The organism is Micromonospora palythoicola, assembly GCF_036689795.1.
GTDB classification, from domain to species: domain Bacteria; phylum Actinomycetota; class Actinomycetes; order Mycobacteriales; family Micromonosporaceae; genus Micromonospora; species Micromonospora palythoicola.
On record NZ_JBAGKI010000007.1, the window covers coordinates 117,533 to 138,528 of the forward strand.

The 20,996-nt window shown below is 72.0% G+C and carries 16 protein-coding genes and 1 pseudogene; 9 read left to right on the top strand and 8 right to left on the bottom strand.

Annotated elements, in window-relative coordinates:
* Window positions 1-60 precede the first annotated feature (60 nt).
* Window positions 61-1,671: a potassium/proton antiporter gene (locus V5O40_RS05405; protein WP_332904425.1), complete on the bottom strand. Its 1,611-nt coding sequence runs from the start codon at window positions 1,669-1,671 to the stop codon at window positions 61-63.
* A gap of 310 nt (window positions 1,672-1,981) precedes the next feature.
* Between V5O40_RS05405 and V5O40_RS05410 the strand changes: the two genes are divergently transcribed.
* Both V5O40_RS05410 and V5O40_RS05415 read left to right on the top strand, forming a co-directional pair.
* Window positions 1,982-2,767 (top strand): potassium channel family protein, encoded by a 786-nt coding sequence (locus V5O40_RS05410; protein ID WP_332904426.1) that lies wholly within the window; start codon window positions 1,982-1,984, stop codon window positions 2,765-2,767.
* A 210-nt stretch (window positions 2,768-2,977) separates the two neighbouring features.
* Window positions 2,978-5,629, top strand: a complete 2,652-nt coding sequence (locus V5O40_RS05415) for an HAD-IC family P-type ATPase (protein WP_332904443.1) — start codon at window positions 2,978-2,980, stop codon at window positions 5,627-5,629.
* 47 nt (window positions 5,630-5,676) lie between these two features.
* Here the strand turns inward: V5O40_RS05415 and crcB (V5O40_RS05420) are convergent, their stop codons facing one another.
* Window positions 5,677-6,045: a fluoride efflux transporter CrcB gene (gene crcB, locus V5O40_RS05420; protein WP_332904427.1), complete on the bottom strand. Its 369-nt coding sequence runs from the start codon at window positions 6,043-6,045 to the stop codon at window positions 5,677-5,679.
* Window positions 6,026-6,524, bottom strand: a pseudogene (gene crcB, locus V5O40_RS05425) (fluoride efflux transporter CrcB); the annotation flags it as partial. The gene crcB (V5O40_RS05420) and the pseudogene crcB (V5O40_RS05425), both read right to left, overlap by 20 nt.
* A gap of 189 nt (window positions 6,525-6,713) precedes the next feature.
* On the opposite strand from crcB (V5O40_RS05425), the gene V5O40_RS05430 reads away from it, so the two are divergent.
* The 3 genes from V5O40_RS05430 to V5O40_RS05440 all read left to right on the top strand — a co-directional run bounded on the left by V5O40_RS05430 (window position 6,714) and on the right by V5O40_RS05440 (window position 10,485).
* Entirely contained in the window at window positions 6,714-7,049 is a 336-nt protein-coding gene (locus tag V5O40_RS05430) for a YnfA family protein (RefSeq protein WP_332904429.1), read from the top strand.
* Window positions 7,050-7,276: 227 nt separating this feature from the next.
* Window positions 7,277-9,244 carry an ABC transporter ATP-binding protein gene (locus V5O40_RS05435; protein WP_332904430.1) on the top strand — a complete coding sequence of 656 codons (1,968 nt, stop codon included), beginning with the start codon at window positions 7,277-7,279 and terminating at the stop codon, window positions 9,242-9,244.
* Window positions 9,245-9,384: 140 nt separating this feature from the next.
* Complete coding sequence (locus V5O40_RS05440; protein WP_332904431.1) at window positions 9,385-10,485, top strand: L-dopachrome tautomerase-related protein; 1,101 nt, start codon at window positions 9,385-9,387, stop codon at window positions 10,483-10,485.
* A gap of 66 nt (window positions 10,486-10,551) precedes the next feature.
* Here V5O40_RS05440 and V5O40_RS05445 read toward each other — a convergent pair whose 3' ends face one another.
* Genes V5O40_RS05445 through V5O40_RS05455 form a run of 3 tightly spaced genes read right to left on the bottom strand, consistent with a single transcriptional unit; the run spans window position 10,552 to window position 13,000 of the window.
* Window positions 10,552-11,175 (bottom strand): copper resistance protein CopC, encoded by a 624-nt coding sequence (locus V5O40_RS05445; protein WP_332904432.1) that lies wholly within the window; start codon window positions 11,173-11,175, stop codon window positions 10,552-10,554.
* Window positions 11,176-11,192: 17 nt separating this feature from the next.
* Window positions 11,193-12,392 (bottom strand): Dyp-type peroxidase, encoded by a 1,200-nt coding sequence (locus V5O40_RS05450; RefSeq protein WP_332904433.1) that lies wholly within the window; start codon window positions 12,390-12,392, stop codon window positions 11,193-11,195.
* Window positions 12,393-12,409: 17 nt separating this feature from the next.
* Window positions 12,410-13,000 (bottom strand): copper chaperone PCu(A)C, encoded by a 591-nt coding sequence (locus tag V5O40_RS05455; RefSeq protein ID WP_332904434.1) that lies wholly within the window; start codon window positions 12,998-13,000, stop codon window positions 12,410-12,412.
* Between the two features lie 127 nt (window positions 13,001-13,127).
* Between V5O40_RS05455 and V5O40_RS05460 the strand changes: the two genes are divergently transcribed.
* Window positions 13,128-13,949, top strand: coding sequence for a helix-turn-helix transcriptional regulator (locus V5O40_RS05460; protein ID WP_332904435.1), 822 nt, complete (start codon window positions 13,128-13,130; stop codon window positions 13,947-13,949).
* On the opposite strand, the gene V5O40_RS05465 is transcribed toward V5O40_RS05460, so the two are convergent.
* Window positions 13,924-14,355: a DUF2000 domain-containing protein gene (locus V5O40_RS05465; protein WP_332904436.1), complete on the bottom strand. Its 432-nt coding sequence runs from the start codon at window positions 14,353-14,355 to the stop codon at window positions 13,924-13,926. The genes V5O40_RS05460 and V5O40_RS05465 overlap by 26 nt on opposite strands.
* Before the next feature lie 61 nt (window positions 14,356-14,416).
* On the bottom strand, window positions 14,417-16,465 hold the full coding sequence (locus tag V5O40_RS05470; protein ID WP_332904437.1) for a copper-translocating P-type ATPase: 2,049 nt from the start codon (window positions 16,463-16,465) through the stop codon (window positions 14,417-14,419).
* A 323-nt stretch (window positions 16,466-16,788) separates the two neighbouring features.
* Here V5O40_RS05470 and V5O40_RS05475 point away from each other — a divergent pair, with 323 nt between their 5' ends.
* The 3 genes from V5O40_RS05475 to V5O40_RS05485 are packed head-to-tail and all read left to right on the top strand — an operon-like array spanning window position 16,789 to window position 20,920.
* The gene (locus V5O40_RS05475) at window positions 16,789-19,290 is read left to right on the top strand and encodes a sensor histidine kinase (RefSeq protein WP_332904438.1); all 2,502 of its coding nucleotides are present in this window, start codon (window positions 16,789-16,791) and stop codon (window positions 19,288-19,290) included.
* A gap of 38 nt (window positions 19,291-19,328) precedes the next feature.
* Window positions 19,329-19,733, top strand: coding sequence for a roadblock/LC7 domain-containing protein (locus V5O40_RS05480; RefSeq protein WP_099847772.1), 405 nt, complete (start codon window positions 19,329-19,331; stop codon window positions 19,731-19,733).
* Window positions 19,730-20,920, top strand: coding sequence for an ABC transporter substrate-binding protein (locus tag V5O40_RS05485; protein ID WP_332904439.1), 1,191 nt, complete (start codon window positions 19,730-19,732; stop codon window positions 20,918-20,920). Before V5O40_RS05480 ends, V5O40_RS05485 begins: the two co-directional genes overlap by 4 nt.
* Window positions 20,921-20,996 lie beyond the last annotated feature (76 nt).

Sequence of the window (20,996 nt, forward strand, 5' to 3'; positions counted from 1 at the left end):
CGACCAGGCTTCCCGGCACACCAGCCTCACCGTAGGGCCCGTGTCAATGCCCCGACCCGATCAGCCAGCCGACCGGACGAGGACCGGCGGCGATTCGTCACCGGTGTCCGGCGGTGGTGCCGGGGGCAGGGCAGCCGTGGGGGCGTCCGGGTGGCGCCGAGTCCTGGCCCGCCGCTCCGGGTCACCGGTCTCGCCGCGCCAGTGGGCCAGCCGACCGGCGCGGGCGACCGCCCGCAGCCGACGTTCCGCACGGTCCCGGACGTGTGGCGTGGTGACCACGAGCAACTGGTCACCACGACGTAGTCGGGTGTCCGGCTCGGGTACGAAGGCGGTGCCGTCGCGGACCACGAGGGTGATCGCGGCCGGCGGAGGCAGCCGCAGTTCGCGGATGTGCACGCCGTGCATCCGGGAGTCGGCCTCGACGGTGAGGTGCAGCAGGTCCGCGTCGATGGCGTCCAGCGGTGCGGACTCGACCTGAAGGTCCGGGCCGATCCCGGCCGAGCTGAGCCGCAGCCGCTTGGCCAGCCACGGCAGCGTCGGAGCCTGGACCAGCGTGAACACCACCACCAGCACGAACACGATGTTGAACAGCTGCCCGCTGCCACCGACCCCGGCCACGACGGGGATGGTGGCCAGCACGATGGGTACGGCACCACGCAGACCGGCCCAGGACAGCAGCACCTGTTCGCGGAGCGGGATCCGGAACGGCAGCAGGGTGATCAGCACCGACATCGGCCGGGCGAGCAGCAGCAGCACCAGGCCGACGGCGAGGGCGGGCAGGATCGCGGCGGGCAGCTCGCTGGGATTGGCCAACAGGCCGAGCATGACGAACAGCCCGATCTGCGCGATCCAGCCGAGTCCCTCGGCCACCGACACGGTGGCCCGGCGGTGCGCCAGCCGGGCGTTGCCCAGGAGCAACGCGGCGAGGTACGCGGCGAGGAAGCCACTGGCCTGAGCGAGCCCCGCGGCGGCGAAGGCCAGGATGCCGCAGGAGAAGGTGGCGATCGGGTAGAGGCCGGAGGCGGGCAGGGTGAGCCGGCGCAGGAACCACACTCCGGCGATGCCGATCACGATGCCGATCGCGCCACCGACGCCGAGCTGATAGATCATCTGGACCAGCAGTTCCAGCGGACTGGTGACGGCCAGCCCGGTGGCGCTCAGGGCGAGGACCAGGATGACGGTGGGCGCGTCGTTGAGCCCCGACTCGGCCTCGACCAGCCCGGCCAGCCGCCGGGGCAGCGGCAGGGTACGCAGCACCGAGAAGACCGCCGCCGCGTCGGTGGAGGACACCACGGCACCCAGCAGCAGGGCCAACTGCCACGAGACGTCGAGCAGCAGGTGCGCGCCGAGGGCGGTGACCCCGACGCTTATCAGCACTCCGGCGGTGGCGAGCGCGGTGGCCGGCGCCAGCACCGGCCGGATGTCGGAGAACCGGGTGGTCAGGCCACCCTCCACCAGGATCACCGCGAGCGCCGCCGTGCCCAGGGCCTGTGCCATGGCGGCGTCGTCGAAGCGGAGACCGAGCCCGTTCTCGCCGAGCAGCAGCCCGATGCCGAGGTAGGCCAGCAGCATCGGCACGCCGACCCGGGTGGCCAGCCGGGCGGCCGTGACGCTGACCAGCACCGTCGCCGCTGCGGCGATCATCAGCAGGTAGACCTGATGCAGGGTCATGCCGGAACCCGTCCCAGCCGCCGTCGACCCATGCTTCGCTCCCTCACGCTCGCGCCCGGTGCGGGGTACGACGCCGACACCCGCCCCCACGGGTCGCACAGCCGGCACGCCCTGCTCTACCAGCCGGGCCTGCCGGCTGTGCCACGGTGTGTCCCCGCGCTCACGTTACCGGGTGAGCAGCCATCGAATGCCGAGCGTGACGGTGACGCACTGCCCGGACGATCCGCGGACCACCTGTGGGGGCCGGTTCTCGACTACGCGACCATGGCCCGGTCACGCGTACGACGACGGAGCAGACGGGAGCCGGCTCATGAGCGGCGGGACAGCACCGCGGACCGATCGACTGCAGGCGTGGGAGCGGGTCAGCGCCGCGCCGCTCACCGTACTGTCGGTGGTGTTCCTGGTGGTGTACGCGGTACCGATCCTCGACCCGGACCTCAGTCCGCAGTGGCGGGCGGCCTGCGCCGCCACGACGGTCGTCGTCTGGGTGCTGTTCTGGGCCGACATCCTCGTGCGGCTGCGGCTGGCCCCGGACCGGCGGAGGTTCCTCCGGGAGCACCTGTTCGACCTGGTGGTGCTGACGTTGCCGATGCTGCGACCACTACGCGCGGTACGGCTGGTCATGGTGGTGCTGACCATCAACCGCCGCACCGAGGTGTGGGCGCGCGGCCGGCTGGCCGTCTACGTCGCCGCCACCACGGCGCTGCTCGTGCTGGTCTCCGCGCTGGCCGTGCTGGACGCCGAACGACTCGCACCGGACGCCAACATCACCGCCTTCGACGACGCGCTGTGGTGGTCGACGGTCACCATCACCACCGTCGGCTACGGCGATTTCTATCCGGTGACCACCGCGGGCCGATTCGTCGCCCTCGGTCTGATGATCGGTGGGATCGGCCTGATCGGTTTCGTCACGGGGTCGCTGGCGACCTGGATCGTCGACCGCGTGTCGGCCTCCGCCGACAAGCCGGCGGAGGTCACCGGCGACGATGTGGCGGCCCTGCGCGCCGAGATCGCCGCCCTGCGACGGCTTCTCGATCCCGACGTGGCGGAGCACACCGGTGGGCGCCCCGACCCGGCCGAGCGGCCCGCCGACTGAACGACGCCGGCCGGCGGTGCGTGATCGGGCGTTCCGGCCTGCCGGACGGAGTTCGTCCCGGAAGATGGTGGGCGCGGCGTCCGGCCGGCCGTCGGTACGCGGGCGGCGACCCGGGCCGGCGGTCGCGGATCCGGTCTTCTGATCGTCGGCGGGGTGACGGTGACGCTCGAACAGCCAGCGGGGACGTCGCGGTCCAACGAACACCACGGCATGTCCACCCACGAGGTGGTGCTGCTGCTGGAGACGGATCCGCAGCGTGGTCTCAGCGGTGCCGAGGCCGCCCGGCGGCTGGAACGCTACGGACCCAACGTGCTGCCCGCCGCCGGCGGTGACGGGCTGCTGCGCCGGATCCTGCGGCAGTTCCACAACCCGCTGATCTACGTGCTGATCGCGGCCGGCTTGGTCACCGCGGTCCTCGGCGAGTACGTCGACTCCGCGGTGATCTTCGCGGTGGTGCTGATCAACGCCGCGATCGGGTACGCCCAGGAGTCGCGGGCCGAGGCGGCCCTGGACAGTCTGCGCTCGATGGTGCGTACCGAGGCGCGCGTGATCCGCGACGGTGAACTGCGGGCGATCTCCTCCGACGACCTGGTCCCCGGTGACCTGGTGGTGCTGGAGGCCGGCGACAAGGTGCCGGTGGATCTGCGGTTGGTCCGGCTGGCCGAACTGCGGGTCGACGAGTCGGCGCTTACCGGTGAGTCCGTTCCGGTGGACAAGCTGGAGGCGGAACTGCCGGTGGGCACCCCGGTGGCCGACCGGCGCAACATGGTCTGGTCGGGCACGCTCATCGCGGCGGGCGGTGGTGCCGGTATCGCGGTGGCCACCGGAGCCGAGACCGAACTCGGCCAGATCCACCGTCTGGTCGGCACTGCGGAGGCGCTCGCCACCCCGCTGACCCGCAAGCTGGCCCGGTTCAGCAAGGTGCTGACCGTGATCATCCTGGTGCTCGCGGCGGTGACATTCGCGGTCGGCCTGCTCCGTGGCCAGGACGCGGTCGAGACGTTCACGGCGGCCGTGGCGCTCGCCGTCGGTGCGATCCCCGAGGGGCTGCCGGCGGCGGTCACCATCACCCTGGCCATCGGGGTGACCCGGATGGCCCGGCGACGGGCGGTGATCCGTCGGCTGCCGGCGATCGAGACGCTCGGCAGCACGACCGTCGTCTGCTCCGACAAGACCGGAACCCTCACCGAGAACCAGATGACGGTCCGCGCGCTGTGGACCCCGGACGCCGGGTTCGAGGTGACCGGGTCCGGCTACCGGCCGGACGGGGAGGTCCGCGACGACGGCCGGGGCGGCGAGGCACTGCGCTGGTCCCTGCTGGCCGGTGCCGGATGCAACGACGCACGGGTACGCGAGCAGGACGGCGAGTGGCTGCTGGCCGGCGATCCGACCGAGGGCGCGATGCAGGTGGTCGCGGCCAAGGTCGGGATCGATCACGGTCGGCTGTCGGCGGACTATCCGCGCCGGGACACCATCCCCTTCGACTCGAAGCGGCAGTACATGGCGACGTTGCACGACGAGCGCGCCACGGGCCGGACGGTGGTCCTGGCCAAGGGCGGCGTCGAGCGAATCGTGTCGATGTGTCGGGGTGAGATGGGCGCCGACGGGCAGATCCGCCCGCTCCGCGCCGAGGCCGCTCTGCGGGCCGCCGAGGAGCTGGCTGGTCAGGGGCTGCGGGTGCTGGCCACCGCCGTACGCCCTCCGGACGGTCCGGACGACGGCTTCGACGAGGTCGCGCTGCCCGGCACCCTGGTCCTCACCGGGTTGCAGGCCATGCTCGACCCGCCCCGCCGCGCGGCGGCCCCGGCGGTCCGGGCATGTCACACCGCGGGGATCGACGTCAAGATGATCACAGGGGATCATGCGGCGACGGCCGGCGCCATCGCCGGCCAGCTCGGGCTGCTCGACGCCGACCGACCGGACCGGGTGGTCACCGGCGCGGATCTCGAGGAGTTGCCCGCCGAGGGGTTCGCCGAGGCGGTGGACCGGGCCGCCGTCTTCGCCCGGGTCTCCCCGGAACAGAAACTCCGGCTGGTCGAGACGCTGCAGCAACGCGGTCACGTGGTCGCGGTGACCGGCGACGGGGTCAACGACGCCCCCGCGTTGCGGCAGGCGAACATCGGCATCGCCATGGCCCGCTCCGGTACCGAGGTGGCCAAGGAAGCGGCCGACATGGTCCTGACCGATGACGACTTCGCCACCATCGAGGCCGCGGTGGAGGAGGGTCGGGGGGTCTTCGACAACATCACCAAGTTCATCGTCTGGACGCTGCCGACGAATCTCGGCGAAGGACTGGTGGTGCTGGTCGCCATCGTGCTCGGGGCCACCCTGCCGCTGCTGCCCACCCAGATCCTCTGGATCAACATGACCACCGCCGTCCTGCTCGGCCTGATGCTGGCCTTCGAGCCGAAGGAACGCGGCATCATGCGTCGGCCGCCCCGTGACCCGGCCCGGCCGCTGCTGACCGGTGCGCTGGTGCTGCGGATCCTGCTGGTGGCCGCGCTGCTGGTGGCCGGCGCGTGGTGGGTGTTCCAGTGGGAGCGGTCCAACGGCGCCGACGTCGCGCAGGCGCGTACCGCCGCCATGAACGTCTTCGTCGTGGTCGAGACCTTCTACCTGTTCAGCTGCCGGTCACTGACCCGTTCGGCCTGGCGGATCGGCTTCTTCACCAACCGCCTGCTGTTGCTCGGTGTCGCCGCTCAGGCCCTCTGTCAACTCGCCATCACGTACCTGCCACCGATGAACGCGATCTTCGACACGGCGCCGATCGGGCCCGACGTGTGGTTGCGCATCCTGGCCGTCGGGGCGGTCTCCGCCGTCGTGGTCGCCGTCGACAAGCGACTGCGCCACAACCTCGGCTGAACGGTCCCACTTCGGCAAGCTCTCCGCCATCGCGGGACCGCGCCGGGTCAGGCCCACATCGTCTCGGCGAGGGTGACGCCGAGGAACGCGGCACCCAGCGCGGCGACGACGCTGACGACGGCGTTGAGCAGCGCGGGGAGACGGGCACCGTCCTCGAATAGCCGGACCGTCTCGTAGCCGAAGGTCGAGTAGGTGGTCAGCGCGCCGCACAGCCCGACGCCGAGCAGGGCGACCAGGGAACCGGGCACCGCGCCCGCCCCACCGATCAGGACACCCAGCAGCAGCGAGCCGACCACGTTGACCACGAAGGTGCCCCACGGAAAGACGGACTCGTGACGTGCCTGCACCGCCCGGTCGACGAGGTAGCGCAGCGGCGCGCCGACAGCGGCGCCGAGCGCCACCAGGAGGACGGTCATCCGGCGCTCCGGTTCCGGTGCACGCCGGTCGCAAGCCGGGTCAGGGTCACGCCCAGCCGGACGGCCACGAGGGCGGCGACGAGGGTGCCGGCGAGATACAGCAGGCCGGTGCGCGCCGCGCCGGTCGTCACCGCCTGCTGCACCTCGACCGCGTACGTCGAGAAGGTGGTGAAACCGCCGAGCACGCCGACGCCGAGGAAGGGCCGGACCAGTCGGTGCGCGGTCCACGCCTCGGTGATCAGCACCATCAGCGCCCCGATGAGCAGGCAGCCGGAGACGTTGACGGCGAAGGTGGCCCAGGGAAAGCCGTGCGGCGGGTGCGGGAAGGCCACGGTCAGCCCGTATCGTGCCAGCGCGCCGACCATCCCGCCGACGGCGATCGCGGCGAGCAGGCTGGTCGTTCCGCCCCGCAGCTCCGCGCGCTGACGCGGAACACGGAGGTCGACATCCGGATCGACGGGTGGTCGCCGCGCTCCCACGGTCACCCCCTACCGGTACGCGTGGACCCTGGCAGGACCGTTGGCGGCGGGCGCCGCGGTTGTCCCGCACGGTCCGGTGGCGGGTCCCACCGCCACCGGGCGCCTTCAACGGGCACCCTGTGCCGAGGATAACGCCGCTCGCCGCACGTCAACCGGGGTGTGCCGGCCGGCGGCGGTAGGGTGCGGCGGGTGACCGTGCTGCGTTCCGTCCTGCTGTTCGCCCTGGCCGCGATCGCCGAGATCGGCGGGGCCTGGCTGGTGTGGCAGGGCTGGCGGGAGCACCGGGGGCTGTGGTTCGTCGCCGCCGGGGTGCTCGCCCTCGGCGGGTACGGTTTCGTCGCCACCTTCCAGCCCGACCCGAACTTCGGTCGCATCCTGGCCGCGTACGGCGGGGTTTTCGTCGCCGGCTCGCTGGCCTGGGGGATGATCTTCGACGGCTTCCGTCCGGACCGCTGGGACCTCACCGGTGCCGCGATCTGCCTGCTCGGCGTCGCCGTCATCATGTACGCCCCGCGCGGTGCCTGACGTCGCGGAGCATGTCCGCCGGCTGCCGGAGTTCGCCGAGCGGCGGTGACCGGACCGGCCGGGCGGGTCGGCGCGCCGACAGGGCTGGACCTCGGTCGCATCGACGGTGACTATAGGTAGCTGGTCGAATGCTCCCGGCTACGACTGGCGGTTGCCCCGCTCCGCATCGAGGTGCCGCCGCCCGGCCGGGAGACGGCGGCCACGTGTCCCCGACCAGGAGGTGTGCCATGGCCGCCACGTCGACCCGGCGTCGTGACCGAGCGGAGCAGGCCGGGTCGACGGCCGGGGAGTCGGTGCTCCCCGAGATGCGGGCCATGTGGTGGGAGACGGGCATGCGGGCGCGGACCCAGGCCGGTCTGCTCGCCGTCTTCGCCGAACTGCCCCGGCTGATCTGGGCGGCCTTGCGGATCAGCTGGCGGGCCGACCGGCTGCGCACCTCGGTGGTCGCCGTGGCGACGGTCGGTGCCGGCGTGATGTCGGCGTTCGGGCTGCTCGCGACGCAGCGGGTGCTGGTGGAGCTGTTCGCCGGTGGGCCGACCGGGGAGAAGGTGGTGGCCGCGCTGCCGGCGCTGGCGGTGCTGGCCGCCGCGACGGCGACGCGCTCCGGCATGGCGATCGCCACCGGTTACGCCCTGAACGGGCTGACGCCCAGGGTCAGTCGCGAGGTGGAGCGCGGGCTGTTCGAGGTGACCACGGCCGTACGGCTGGAGGCCTTCGACGCCGACGCCTTCGCCGACGACATGGAGCGCGCCTCGCGGGGCACCGATTCCGCGGTCGACCTGGTGCCCGCCTCGATGAACCTGCTCGCCGGGCTGGTGGGGGTGGTCGCGGTGACCGTGGCCGTGGCGGTGATCCATCCGTTGCTGCTGCCGGCGCTGCTGGTCGCGACCGTGCCGAACGCGTGGGCGTCGCTGCGGGCGGGGCACCTGCGGTACCAGACCTACATCGCCGGCTCGGTGCGGCGACGCCGGATGTGGTTGCTGCACCGGCTGATGGCCGAACGGGCCTCGGCACCGGAACTGCGCTCGTACGGCCTGCGCCGGTTCCTGCTGGACCAGTACGACCGGGTGATGGCGGTGGAGACCGACATCGAGCTGGCCCTGGCGCGTCGGGTGACCACGACGGTCACGGTGGGCTCGATGATCGGGGGCGTCGCCACCGCCGTGGTCTACGTGCTGCTCGGGCTGCTGCTCGTCGACGGCCAGATTCCGCTCGCGGCGGCGGCCACCTGTGTGATCGCGGTGCAGGCGGCGCAGCGTTCGTTGGCCGTGGTGACCTTCCAGATGGACCGCGTCTACACCGAGGGCCAGCACTTCCGGGACTACACCGGGTTCATGACCCGCGCCGCCGCCTACCTGCCGGAGCAGTTGGTGGCGGCCGCACCCGACCGGCTGCGGGTGCTGACCGTGGAGGCGGTGAGCCTGCGTTACCCGGATCGCGACGTCCCGGCGGTGGATAGCGTGACGTTGGCCGTCGAGGCGGGGCAGACGGTGGCCTTGGTCGGGGAGAACGGATCCGGCAAGAGCAGCCTGGCCGCGATGATCGCGGCCCTGCGCACGCCCAGCGACGGGGTGATCCGCTGGAACGGGCGGCCCCTGTCCGAGCTGGACCGCGACGAGTTGCGGGGTCGCATCGCCGTGGTCACCCAGGAGTACCACAAGTGGCCGTTCACCGCCGCCACGAACATCGCCATCGGGGACATCGACACCGAGGCCCGGCAGGACCGGATCGAGGCCGCCGCCGCCCGGGCGGTCGCCGACGAGATGATCCGCGAGCTGCCGCACGGGTACGAGACGCTGCTCGACCGCACGTTCGCCAAGGGGCAGGACCTCTCCGGCGGCCAGTGGCAGCGGATCACCGCGGCCCGTGGTTTCCTCCGCGACGCCGAGCTGTTGGTGATGGACGAGCCGTCCTCGGCGCTCGACCCGCGGGCCGAGGACGCGCTGTTCCAGGCCATCCGCGACCGGCGTGGCCGGGCCACCACGATCCTGATCACGCACCGGCTGGCCAACGTCCGGCACGCCGACCGGATCTTCGTGCTGCACCACGGTCGTCTGATCGAGCAGGGCACCCACGACGAACTCGTCGCCGCCGGTGGCCGGTACGCCGACCTGTTCACCCTTCAAGCCGCCGGTTACGCGGACACCGACCGCCCACCCGCGCCCCGGCAACGTCCGCACCCGGCCGCCGGCTGACACCGGCCCCTGCGGGTCGGGCGGAGCAGCCGCACGGTCACGTTTGCCTCGTCCGACGACGGGAACGGCTGGGCCCAGGCCGTCTCCGGCAGGACTCGGGACGGGGCGGAAGCTGTGTGGCCCGACGGCAGGAGCAGTAGATGAGCGAGCCCGTGTCCGACGAGCCCGTCGGCGAGCTGGAACTCGTGCACGCCTTCACCGGGCCGATGCCCACCGGCGTCAGCGTGTCGCACACCGGCCGGATCTTCGTCAACTTTCCCCGCTGGGGCGACGAGGTGCCCGCCACCGTGGTCGAGCTGCGCGACGGCGCCGAGGTGCCGTACCCGGACGAGCGGTGGAACCGGCCGGCCGGCGACGACGACCCGGGTGCCTTCGTCTCGGTGCAGAGCGTCGTGGTGGACCCCGTCGACCGGCTCTGGGTGCTCGACACCGGCAGCCCGATGTTCCAGCCGACCCGACCGGGCGGCCCCAAACTGGTCCGGATCGACCTGGGCAGCGACACCGTCGCCCAGGTGATCACCTTTCCGCCGGACGTGGCGCTGCCCACCACGTACCTCAACGACGTGCGCTTCGACCTGCGGCGCGGCGCGGCGGGCCTCGCGTACATCACCGACTCAGCGGTCGCCGGGCCGAACGGGATCATCGTGGTCGACCTGGCCACCGGGACCTCCTGGCGACGGCTGCACGACCATCGGTCGACCAAGGCGGAGCCACTGTCCCGGTTCCGGCCGGTGGTGGAGGGCAGACCGCTTCTGCAACGGCCGGCCGACGGGCCGCCGGGTCCGTTGACGATCGGCGCCGACGGGATAGCCATCTCCGCCGACGGTGCCCGGCTGCACTACTGTCCGTTGGCCTCGCGCCAGTGGTACAGCGTCGCCACCGACGGGCTCGCCGACGTCTCGGCCAGCGCGGACGAGGTAGCCGCGACGGTGCTCCACGAGGGCGACAAGGGCACCGGCTCCGACGGCCTGGAGGCCGACGACGCCGGGCGGATCTACCTCACCGCGTACGAGCACAACGCGGTGCTGCGGCGACGTCCGGACGGCGGGTACGAGACGGTCGTCCACGATCCGCGGCTGCTCTGGCCGGACACCCTGTCGGTGGCGGTGGACGGGCACCTCTACGTCACCGCGAACCAGTTGCACCGGCAGCCCAGCTTCCAGCGGGGCCAGGATCTGCGCCGCAAGCCGTACGCGCTGTTCCGGACCCGGATCGACGCCGGACCGGTGCTGCTGCGCTGAGCCCGCCCGGGTCGCCGGCCGGCAGCCCGGTGCGGCCGCACCGCGCCGGGTCGCTGCCGGTACGGCTCACCGCGCCGGATCGCCTCCGGCGGCGGACCGGCGCCGTAGCAGCAGCACCGTTGCGGCGGCCACCAGGACCAGCACGATCCCGCCGCCGGCCAGCAGTGCCGTCGTGCCGGGACCGTCGGAGGAATCACTCGCGACCGGACTGGTCGAGGCGGTCGGTTCGGCGCTCGGGGTTGCCGACGGGGTCGGTGCCGGCTCGCTCGCGGCCGGGCTGGGGCTCGGTTCGGCGGTGGCCGTCGGGTCGGCGACGGTGAATTTGTACGACCCCTGCACCGGGTGTCCGTCTTTGGAGACCACCCGGTACGCGACGGTGTAGACGCCGTTGGCAAGCGGCGGCTCGATGGTGATCGTGCCCTTGGCGCCGCTGACTTCCGGCTCGCCGGTGGTCACCTGCTGCTTGTCGGCGTCGCTGAGGGTGATCGTGGTGAACGACGGATTCAGTGTCTGCAGGAACTCCAGGGTGATCCTGGTCGGTGCCTTCTTCAGCTTGGCGTCCTGTGCGGGAGTGGCCTTGCGCAGCACGTTGTGGGCGTACGCCGGGGAGACCGGCCCGAGCAGCAGGGCGGTGGCGGCCAGCGCGGCGGCGAGGGCGGCGGCGAGGGGCCGATGCGGGTGGCGGGACATGACGGTCATTCTCCTCGTCAGTCGAGCAGTTGCTGACCGACCCAACCACCTTCCGGGCAGCCGGGCGGGACGGCGAAGACGGCGGAGCCGATCGGGGTGGTCCACTCGTTGAGCAGGTCCCGCTCGGCGAGCCGCCGCTGGATGGGCAGGAACTGGGTGGCGATGTCGGCCTGGTACGCCGCGAAGATCAGCCCACTGTCCGCGGTGCCGTCGGCGGCGGGCACGCCGTCGTAATTGTAGGGACGGCGCAGGATCCGGAACCGGTCGTCGGTGACATGCGCCCGGGTGAGATGGGAGAAGTCCGGGATGACCGTGAGCCCGTCGGGGCCGAGGGCGGCGAAGTCGGGCTCGTCGTGTTCGCGTGTGCCGGTCAACGGGGCACCGGTGTCCAACCGCCGCCCCACGGACAGTTCCCGGTCGGTACGACCGAGCAGGTCCCAGGTCTCCAGGTTCATGCTGATCCGCCGGACCACCAGGGTGGTGCTGTCCCGCAGCCAGTCCGGCCCGTCGGTGACCCAGACCGCCGTCTCCACCGGTACGCCGGGCTTCGGGTTGGCGGTGCCGTCGAGTTGGCCGAAGAGGTTGCGCTGCGTCCGGCCCGGCTCGGCGCCGGCCGCCCGCCGGAAGCCCTGCTGGACCCAGCGCACGGTGGCGAAGGGCCGGCTGTCCTTGACCAGGACCCGCTGGGCGTGTGCCACGGTGATCGGGTCGTCGGCGCAGATCTGCACCAGCAGGTCTCCACCGGACCAGCGGGGTTGCAGCCGGTCGATGCGGAACGCGGGCAGGTCGACCACCGAGGGCGGGCGGCGGTCGTCGAGACCGGCGGCGGCGTACAGGCCCGGTCCGGAACCGAAGGTGACCGTGAGTCGGGCCGGCAGCAGCCCCAACTCGGGTTCGGTGTCGGCGAGTGCGGGTCGACCCTGGGTGAGGCGGGCGGCGTCGTCGGAGAGCAGTCGCAGCAGCCGCCCGAGGCCGGCCCGGTCGGTGCCGGGGCGCAGGGTGAAGGCGACGAACGCGGCATGTGCCTGCGGCTCGTCGACGATCCCCGCCTGCCGGACGCCGTGGAACGGTTCGACCGCCTCGCCGACCTCCGCCACCGGCGTCCGCTCCGGCGGACGTCCGACCGGCTCGCCGCGGGCGCCGGCCACCGCGGCGGCCCCGACCACCGTGCCACCGGCGGCCAGCGCGCCGCCGGTGAGCAGGCCGCGCCGGCTCACCGGCCGGCTGGTGGGCCTCACGGTGCCGGGCTGTGGCTCGTCGGCATGTCCGGCATCGGCTCGCCATGCCCGGGGGCGTAGCTCTCCTGCGCTCCGGTGAACGGCTTGGCGACCGCGCGGAACGTCTGGGTCCGCCCGTCGGCGAAGGTGAGCGTGAAGGCCAGCTCGTCACCGGCCCGCACCGGCTTGGCGAGGTCCATCAACATCAGGTGGTCGCCGCCCGGTTCCAGCTTGTACTCGCTCTTCGCCTTGATCACCACGCCATCCTGCTTGGCCCGCATCACCATCTTCCCGTCCGCCATCGCCATCTCGTGCAGCTCCATCGGCGAGACCTCGGTGGCGGCACCGGTGATCGTGACGTCGGTGTCGCTGTCGTTGACGAGCGTGGCGAACGCCGCCGTCATCCCCTCGTCCGCGGCCTTCACCCACGGATCGCGTACGCCCAGCACCCCGGCCTCGACGGTGGCTGCGGCCGACGCCGTGGCGGACGTGGTGGGCGTGGCCGACGACTCCTCGGTCGATCCGCAGGCGGCCAGGGACACGACGAGCGTGGCCCCGGCGAGCAGGACCGCCGGGCGCAGGAACCGGCGAGGCAGGGTGCTGGGCATGTAGTTCCCCTCGAAGATCGACGTCACAGGGTTTGTCGTCCGGCGCGGCCCGGAAGTTCCGCCGGCGGCAGTTGCCCCGGTCACGCGCGCTGGTGGTGGCCGCTGGCGGAGCGGTTACAGTTCCGCCGTGTCCCGGCGTCAGCAGGTACGCGTGTGGTCCCCGGCGGTCAGCGGGATCACCGAGGTGCTCCACGCGCGATTCACCGACCACGCCTACCCGATGCACACCCATGACAGCTGGGCGCTGCTCGTGGTCGACGAGGGAGTCGTCCGGTACGACCTGGATCGCCACGAGCACGGCGCGTTCCGGCGGGTGGTCACGCTGTTGCCGCCGAACGTGCCGCACAACGGCTCCCCGGTCACCGCGCAGGGGTTCCGCAAGCGGGTGCTCTATCTCGACCCCGGGCAGTTCGACGAACACCTGGCCGGTCGGGCGGTGGACCGACCGACCTTCGACGACGAAGCCCTGCGGCGGCGGATCGATCTGCTGCACGCGCGGCTGGCCGAGCCGGGTGACGAGTTCGCCGTCGAGGTGCATCTCGCACTCGTCGTCGAGCGGCTGCGGGCGCGACTGGCCCGCCGTACCCCGGCGGCGACCCCGCTGCGGGATCCACGGATCGCCCGGCGGCTACGTGACCTGCTCGACGAGCGCTTCGTGGCGGGACTCACCCTGGCGGAGGCCGCCGGCCTGGTGCACGCTCACCCGACCCACCTCGTGCGGGCCTTCTCCGCGGCCTTCGGGATCGGCCCGCACCAGTATCTGATCTCCCGCCGGGTGGATCTGGCCCGACGACTGCTGCGCGAGGGCGTACCGGCCCGGGAGGCGGCCGCGGCGGCAGGCTTCCACGACCAGTCACACCTGAGCCGGCACTTCAAGCGGATCCTCGGCTTCAATCCCGGCCAGTACACCCGTCACCGCCGGGTCACGGGTGCATCCGAGCCCCTTTGAGGATCTTGTCCACGGCGTTCTTCGGGCCGTACACGGCCAGCCCGGTGAGGTCGAGGTGGTCGCGGCCGACGGCGCGTACCGCCGCCCGGTTGTCCCGGTCGTTGCCGGTCCGGAACAGGTCCGAGGTGAAGACGGCCAGCGGCAGCCCGCGGGCCACGGCGCGCTGGTGGGCGGCGGTCACCGTCTCCTTCGTACCGGCGAACACCAGCACCGGCTGCCGGAACATGGGCAGGTAGGGCGTGTCGTCGGCGTCGGCGTACGGCTGACCGATCACCTCTGGCACGGCCTGACCGATGCCGCTGACCAGGAACGCGGTCATGTTGAGTCGCTGCCAGGTCGGCAGGTCGTCGCGGACCAGGACCGCGATCCTGGTGTCGAAGCGTACGGGCTCGGTGACGGTTTCCATGCGGCCGAGTCTGGGCCCTTGGGCGGGCCGGGGTCTTGTACGAAGCTGCCCTGACGGGTGTTCAATCCGTCGGGCGCAGCTCGACGCGGCGCAGCAGTTGGGCGTTGAGCGCGACCACGATGGTGGAGGCCGACATCAGCACGGCGGCGACCGCCGGGCTCAGCGCCACGCCGGCCCAGGCCAGAATCCCGGCGGCGAGTGGCAGCGCGACCACGTTGTAGCCGGCGGCCCAGGCCAGGTTCTGGAGCATCTTCCGGTAGGTGGCCCGGGACAACCGGATCACGCCGCTCACGCCGCGCGGGTCGGAGGAGGCGAGCACCACCCCTGCCGACTCGATGGCCACGTCGGTGCCGGCGCCGATCGCGATGCCCACGTTCGCCCGGGCCAGGGCCGGTGCGTCGTTGACCCCGTCGCCCACCATGGCGACCCGCAGCCCGCGCCGCTGCAGTCCCGTCACGGTGTCGTCCTTCTCCGCCGGTAGCACCTCGGCGAACACCTCGTCTTCCGCGGTGAATCCGAGATCGGCGGCGACCGCCTCGGCGACCGGACGCGCATCACCGGTGATCATCACGATCTTCCGGATGCCCTGCGACCGCAGGTCGGCGATGGCCTGCCGGGCCTCCGGCCGAACCTGGTCGGCCAACGCGAGGGCACCGAGGACACCAGCCTGGTCGTCGTGAAGCCGCAGCAGGTAGAGCACCGCCGCGCCCCGACGTGACCAGTCGTGCCGGTGCTCGTCGAGGTCGTCCGGCACGGCGACGTCGAGTTCCCGTAGCAGCGCCGGCCCGCCGACGGCGTAGGTCACCCCGTCCACCTCGGCGCGTACCCCGCGTCCGGTCATCGAGTGGAAGCCGGCGGCCACCCGCCTGTCGTTCTGGTCGGCGGCGGCGGTCACGATCGCCCGGGCGAGGGGGTGCTCGCTGTCGGCCTCCACCGCCGCCGCGATGGCGAGTACCTCCCGTTCGGTCGAACCGCTGGTGGCGGCGACATCGGTGAGGACGTGCTCGCCCCGGGTCAGGGTGCCGGTCTTGTCGAACAGCACCGTGTCGACCGTGCGCATCCGCTCCAGGGCCAACCGGTCCTTGACCAGGATGCCGCCCTTCGCGGCGACCGCCGTGGACAGCGCGACGACCAGCGGAATGGCCAGCCCGAGCGCGTGCGGGCAGGCGATGACCAGCACGGTCACCGTACGTACGACCGCCTCGTCCACATTGCCGAGCAGCGACCAGACCGCGAGGGTCAGCACGGCGGTCGCGGTGGCGATGTAGAACAGCCAGGCGGCGAACCGGTCGGCCAGCACCTGCGCCCGGCCGCTGGACTGCTGGGCCTCGCTCACCAGCCGTTGGATGCCGGCCAGCGCGGTGTCCTCCCCGACCGCCTCGATCCGTACCCGTAGCGCCGCGTCGGTGGCCACCGTGCCGGCCACCACGCGGTCGCCGGTGGAGCGGGCCACCGGCCGGGACTCACCCGTGATCATCGACTCGTCCATCTCGGCGCGACCGTCGACCACGGTGCCGTCGGCCGGCACCCGGGCACCCGGACGGACCAGGACCACGTCACCGACGCCCAGGTCGGTCACCGGCACCCGCTGCGGTGCCCCGTCCGGGTCGAGCCGCTCGGCGTCGTCGGGCAGCAGCGCGGCGAGCGCCGACAGGGCACCCCGGGCCTGGCCGATCGCCTTCATCTCCTGCCAGTGGCCGAGCAGCATGATGGTCACCAACGCCGCGAGTTCCCACCAGAAGTCCAGGTCGAAGGCGCCGAACGAGGTGGCCAGCGACGCCACGTAGGCAACCGTGATCGCCATCGCGATCAGCAGCATCATGCCCGGCGCCCGGTCCCGGACCTCGCGCACCGCTCCCTGGAGGAAGGGCCAGCCGCCGTAGCCGAAGACCACCGTGCCGAGCACCGGTCCGACCAGACCGATTCCGGAAAATTCGAGTTCGTAGCCGAGCCAGTCCATCACCATGTGGCTGGTGGCCACGATCGGGACGGTCAGCGCCAGGCTGATCCAGAACTTGCGGCGGAACGCCGCCGGATCGTGCCCGGCGTGCTTGTCGTGCCCGCCATGCCCGTGCTGATCCGGGTGGTCTTTCGTGCCGACGTGGGACATGTCATCGCCTCCGGACCCCACCCTATACCCCGTGGGGGTATAGATGGCTCCATAACAAGATCGAGCCGAACCGAGCCTCGCCCTTTCCGCCATTGGTCCACGACGATTGGCCGAACAAGTTTCGCTGTCGTGCTTTCGGTTCATGTCCAAGCCGTCAGTCAACCCGGGAGCGAGCGATTAGGGATCTAGAGGTGAACCGATACATCGTGGTAGGAATGGCGCTCTGACGTGGGCAGGCATGCCCACCCTCCACCATGTAGCCGGCGTGGACGCCGGTTCCTGCTGAGATCAACGTCGATGAGGCAAGGGGGCGGAGTACGCCGGTGACACGTGCTACAGCGGCAGCCGCGGTGCGTACCCATGCCGAAGCGCGCCGGGGGTGGCTGGCCCGGGGCAGCATCGTCCGCCTGCTACGGCTGCTGGTCGCCGTACCACTGATCGCCGTGGTGGCGTTCGCCGGCCTGGCCCTTGAGGGCACCGTCCGGCAGGTGCTCAACGCGGGCACCGTGCACGACGTCGTCACCCTGTCCACCCAGGCCGGTGCGCTGGCCCGCGCCCTGCAGGCCGAACGGGTGATCGCGGCGGTCGAAGTGACCACCCAGAGTCAGGCCGCCAGCGCCACCTTCGACGACCAGGTGGCGAAGACCGACGCCGAGATCGTCGAGTTCCAACGACGCCGGGCCGAGGTGTCGGCCGAGAACTCGGCCCTGCAACGGATCGACGCCGGCCTGACGGCGCTCGGCTCGGTACGCGAGCAGGTCCGGTCGAGCCCGCGGGCCACCCTGTCCGCGATCGCCTTCAGCTACCGGATCCTCGTCGCGGACCTGCTCACCTTCCGCGCGTCGGTGGCCACCGACACCTCGACGAACATCGCCGACGACGTGCGGGCCGCGGTGGCGGTCTCCGAGGCGGGTGAGGCGATCGGTCAGCTTCAGGTGATCGTGCTGCGCAGCCTCGCCGGAGGCGAACTGACCCCGGCCGGGCAGCAGGAGATCGTCGGTGCCCAGGCCCGGTACGCCGAGGCCACCAACGCCTTCCTGGCCCTCGCCGAACCAGGGTGGGCGGCCAGCTGGGAGCAGATCGGCACCGATCCTCAGGTCGTCGCAGCGCAACGGCTTCAGGATCAGGTCGGCCGGACCCTTCCCGGCGGCCGGCTCACCGTCGACGCGGACGACTGGGTCGAGGCCACCGACGGCTGGGTCAGCCAGATGTTCCGGATCCAGAGCGACGTGGATGCCGCCGTCGCCGACCGGGTGTCGACCGAGCGGGGACAACTGCTGCGCGACGCACTGCTGCAGGGCGTCGGCATCTTCCTGGTCCTGGCGCTCACCGCCGTCCTCACCGGTGTGGTGGCGCGCCGGATCACCCGCCGGCTGCGGTCCCTGCGTAACACGGTGACCAAGGTGGCGTACGACCGGCTTCCGGCGGTTGTCCGGGAACTCAGCGCGGCCCCACCGGGCAGCGTGCAGCCCGACGAGGTGGCGGACCGATCTGTCTCGGAGTTCCGGATCACCGGTTCCGACGAGATCGCCGAGGTGGCCACCGCGACCCGGGCCCTGCACCGGGAGGCGGTCCGGATCGCCGGCGAGCAGGCGGTGATGCGCGCCAACATCGCGGAGATCTTCGTCCACCTGTCCCGACGTGAGCAGCGGCTGGTGGACGCGATGCTCGCCCAGGTCGACGACGTGGAACGCGATGAGGCCGACCCCGAACGTCTCCAGCAGCTGTACCAACTGGACCATCTCGCGACCCGGATGGCCCGGATCAACCAGAGCCTGCTGGTGCTCGGTGGTTCCGGCATCTCCCGGGTACGTCAGGAACCGGTCCCGCTCGACCATGTGATCCAGGCCGCGCTGTCCCAGATCGAGCACTACACCCGGGTCCGGATCGGCACGGTGGACAAGGAGCTGGCGATCGCCGGCAACGCGGTCGACGAGATCGTGCACCTGGTCGCGGAACTGCTGGACAACGCGACCGGATACTCCCCGCCAGAGGCGGAGGTGCTGGTCACCGGGCACGCGCTCTCGGACCGGGCCATCGTGCAGGTGGTGGACCAGGGCGTCGGGCTGTCCCCGCAGCGGTGCGCGCAGTTGAACGCGGCGCTCGCCAACCCGGCGTCGGTCGACGTGTCGGGAGTGCGGGCCATGGGTCTGTCCGTGGTCGCCCGGCTCGCCGCCCGGCACGCGGTGCGGGTCGAGCTGCGGCCCGGACCGACGGGCGGCACGGTAGCCGAGATCACGCTGCCGGCACCGATCGTGGTACGCCGGCCGGCGCAGCAGTTGCCGCCGGTGGAGCCCGAACTGGGCCGAGGTCGACCCTCCGCCGCCGGGAGACGCCCGGCCGTGGCCTCGGCGAGCCGCGCCACCGTCCCGGTGGCCGGTCCCGACAACCAGGTGCCGAGCGCCGGGCGGATCCCGGCCGGTGTCGGCACGGCGGGCGCGGTACGGGCGAGCGCGCCGGCACCGAACGGCTCGGTCGCCCCACCGGTGCCGGCACCGCTGTTCCAGCCGGCAGCTCAGCCCCAGCCCGTAGGGGTCGGGATGCCGGCCGGGCCCACGGTGAACGGCTGGTTCAAGACTGCCTTCGACGGCGACTCGGTGGCCGTCATCTGGCCGGTCGACGACGGTGAGAAGTGGGCGACCGCCACTCCAGCGCCCGCCACCCAGGTCGGTCTGCCGCGCCGGGTCCCGCAGCCGCACCTCGTACCCGAGGCACAGCAACCGAGCGCGGACCCGCGGCGGAAGCTGGATCCGGCCGCCGTGTCGGCGGCGATGTCGGCCTACGCCAAGGGCGTCGCCGGACGCCGGTCCACCACCTCCTTCTGACGCTGACCGTCCACCCCTCCCCGATCTGGAGCGACGTCGTGACAAGCCCGAACGACCTGAGCTGGCTGTTGCAGAACTTCGTGAACCGCACTCCCGAGGTCAGTCATGCCCTCGCGATCTCCACCGACGGGCTGGTCCTGGCGCACAACCACAGCCTGCCCCGGGACCGGGCGGATCAGCTCGCCGCCACCGGCAGCGGACTGATCGCCCTGCTCGTCGGGGCTGCCCGGTTCTTCCAGGCGGGCTCGGTGATCTCCAATGTGACCCAGATGGACGGCGGCTTCATGTTCTGCATGTCGTTCAGCGACGGGGCCTCGCTGCTCGTGCTGGCGTCCCCGGTCTGCGACGTGGGTCAGGTCTCGTACGAGATGACCGACCTGGCGAACCGGATGGGTGAGGTGCTGACCCCGGCGGTGCGGTCCCAGTTGCTGGGGATGCTGTGACCGTCAGCCACTCCGCCCGTCGACTCGTCGCGGCCATGCTGACCGGCGTGCTGGTCGCCGCCACCGCCGCCTGTGACGGCGGGTCGGAGCCGCAACGTCAGACCATCCGGATCGGGATGATCACCGCCCTGGCCGGGTCGCTCGAGGCACCCGGCTCCGAGCTGCGCGACGGCTTCCAGCTCTACCTGGACATGCGCGGCCGGCAGTTGGGCGGCCACCCGGCCGAGCTGATCGTCGCCGACGAGGGATACGAACGCGACGTGACGGTCGAGTCCGCCACGAAACTGCTGGAGCAGGATCGCGTCTCGGCGATCACCGGCATCATCAACGGCGGCAGCGTGGCCGCCATCCTGCCGCTCATCGACAAGCACAAGGTTCCGCTCGTCGGTGCCCTGGGGCGGCCGGCGCTGACCGACGTGACGTACATCTGGCACACCAACCTGATCTCCGTGGAGCCGGGTGTGGCCATGGCGCCGTTCGTCAAGCAGGAGGTGGGGCAGGGCCGGGTCTACGCCATCGGGCCGGACTTCCAGAGCGGACGCGACGAGTTGCGCGGCTTCGTCGAGACGTTCACCGACCTCGGCGGCCGGCTGGCCAACCCCGGCGGCAAGGCCGTCTTCAGCCCGTTCCCGGTCACCGAGGACTTCGGGCCGTACCTGGACGAGATCGCCGAGTCCGGCGCCGACGCGGTCTACTGCTTCTTCGACGCGCAGAACGCCATCACCTTCGTCAAGCAGTTCGCCGCATCCCCCGTCGCCGACCTGCCGCTCTACGCGGCGGGCTTCGTGACCGAGCCGGCGAGCCTGGTCGAGCAGGGCGACGCGGCCGAGGGCATCTACAACGGCCTGAACTACTCACCCGACCTCGACAACGCGGCCAACCGGGAATTCGTCGCCGCCTGGAACGCGGCCTACCCGGGGCGGGTACCCACCTCGATCGTCATGGCGTCGTACGACGCGGCGGCCGTACTGGACCGGGCGATCGCCGCAGCGGGTGTGAACCCCACCCCGGAGCAGATCAACGCCGCGATCGCCGGCCTCGGGCAGCTCAACAGCCCCCGTGGGCCCTGGCAGTTCGCCAGGACCACGCATGCGCCGATCCAGAAGTGGTATCTGCGCCAGGTCCGCCGCGACGGCCGGGCACTGACGAACGTGGTCGTGTCGGAACTGGCCACCCTCGGCGGCTGATCCCGGCGGTTCCCGTCGTGGGGGGGGGGGGGGGGGCGGCGCCCCCCCCCCCCCCCCCCCAGCGGGGAGCGGGCGG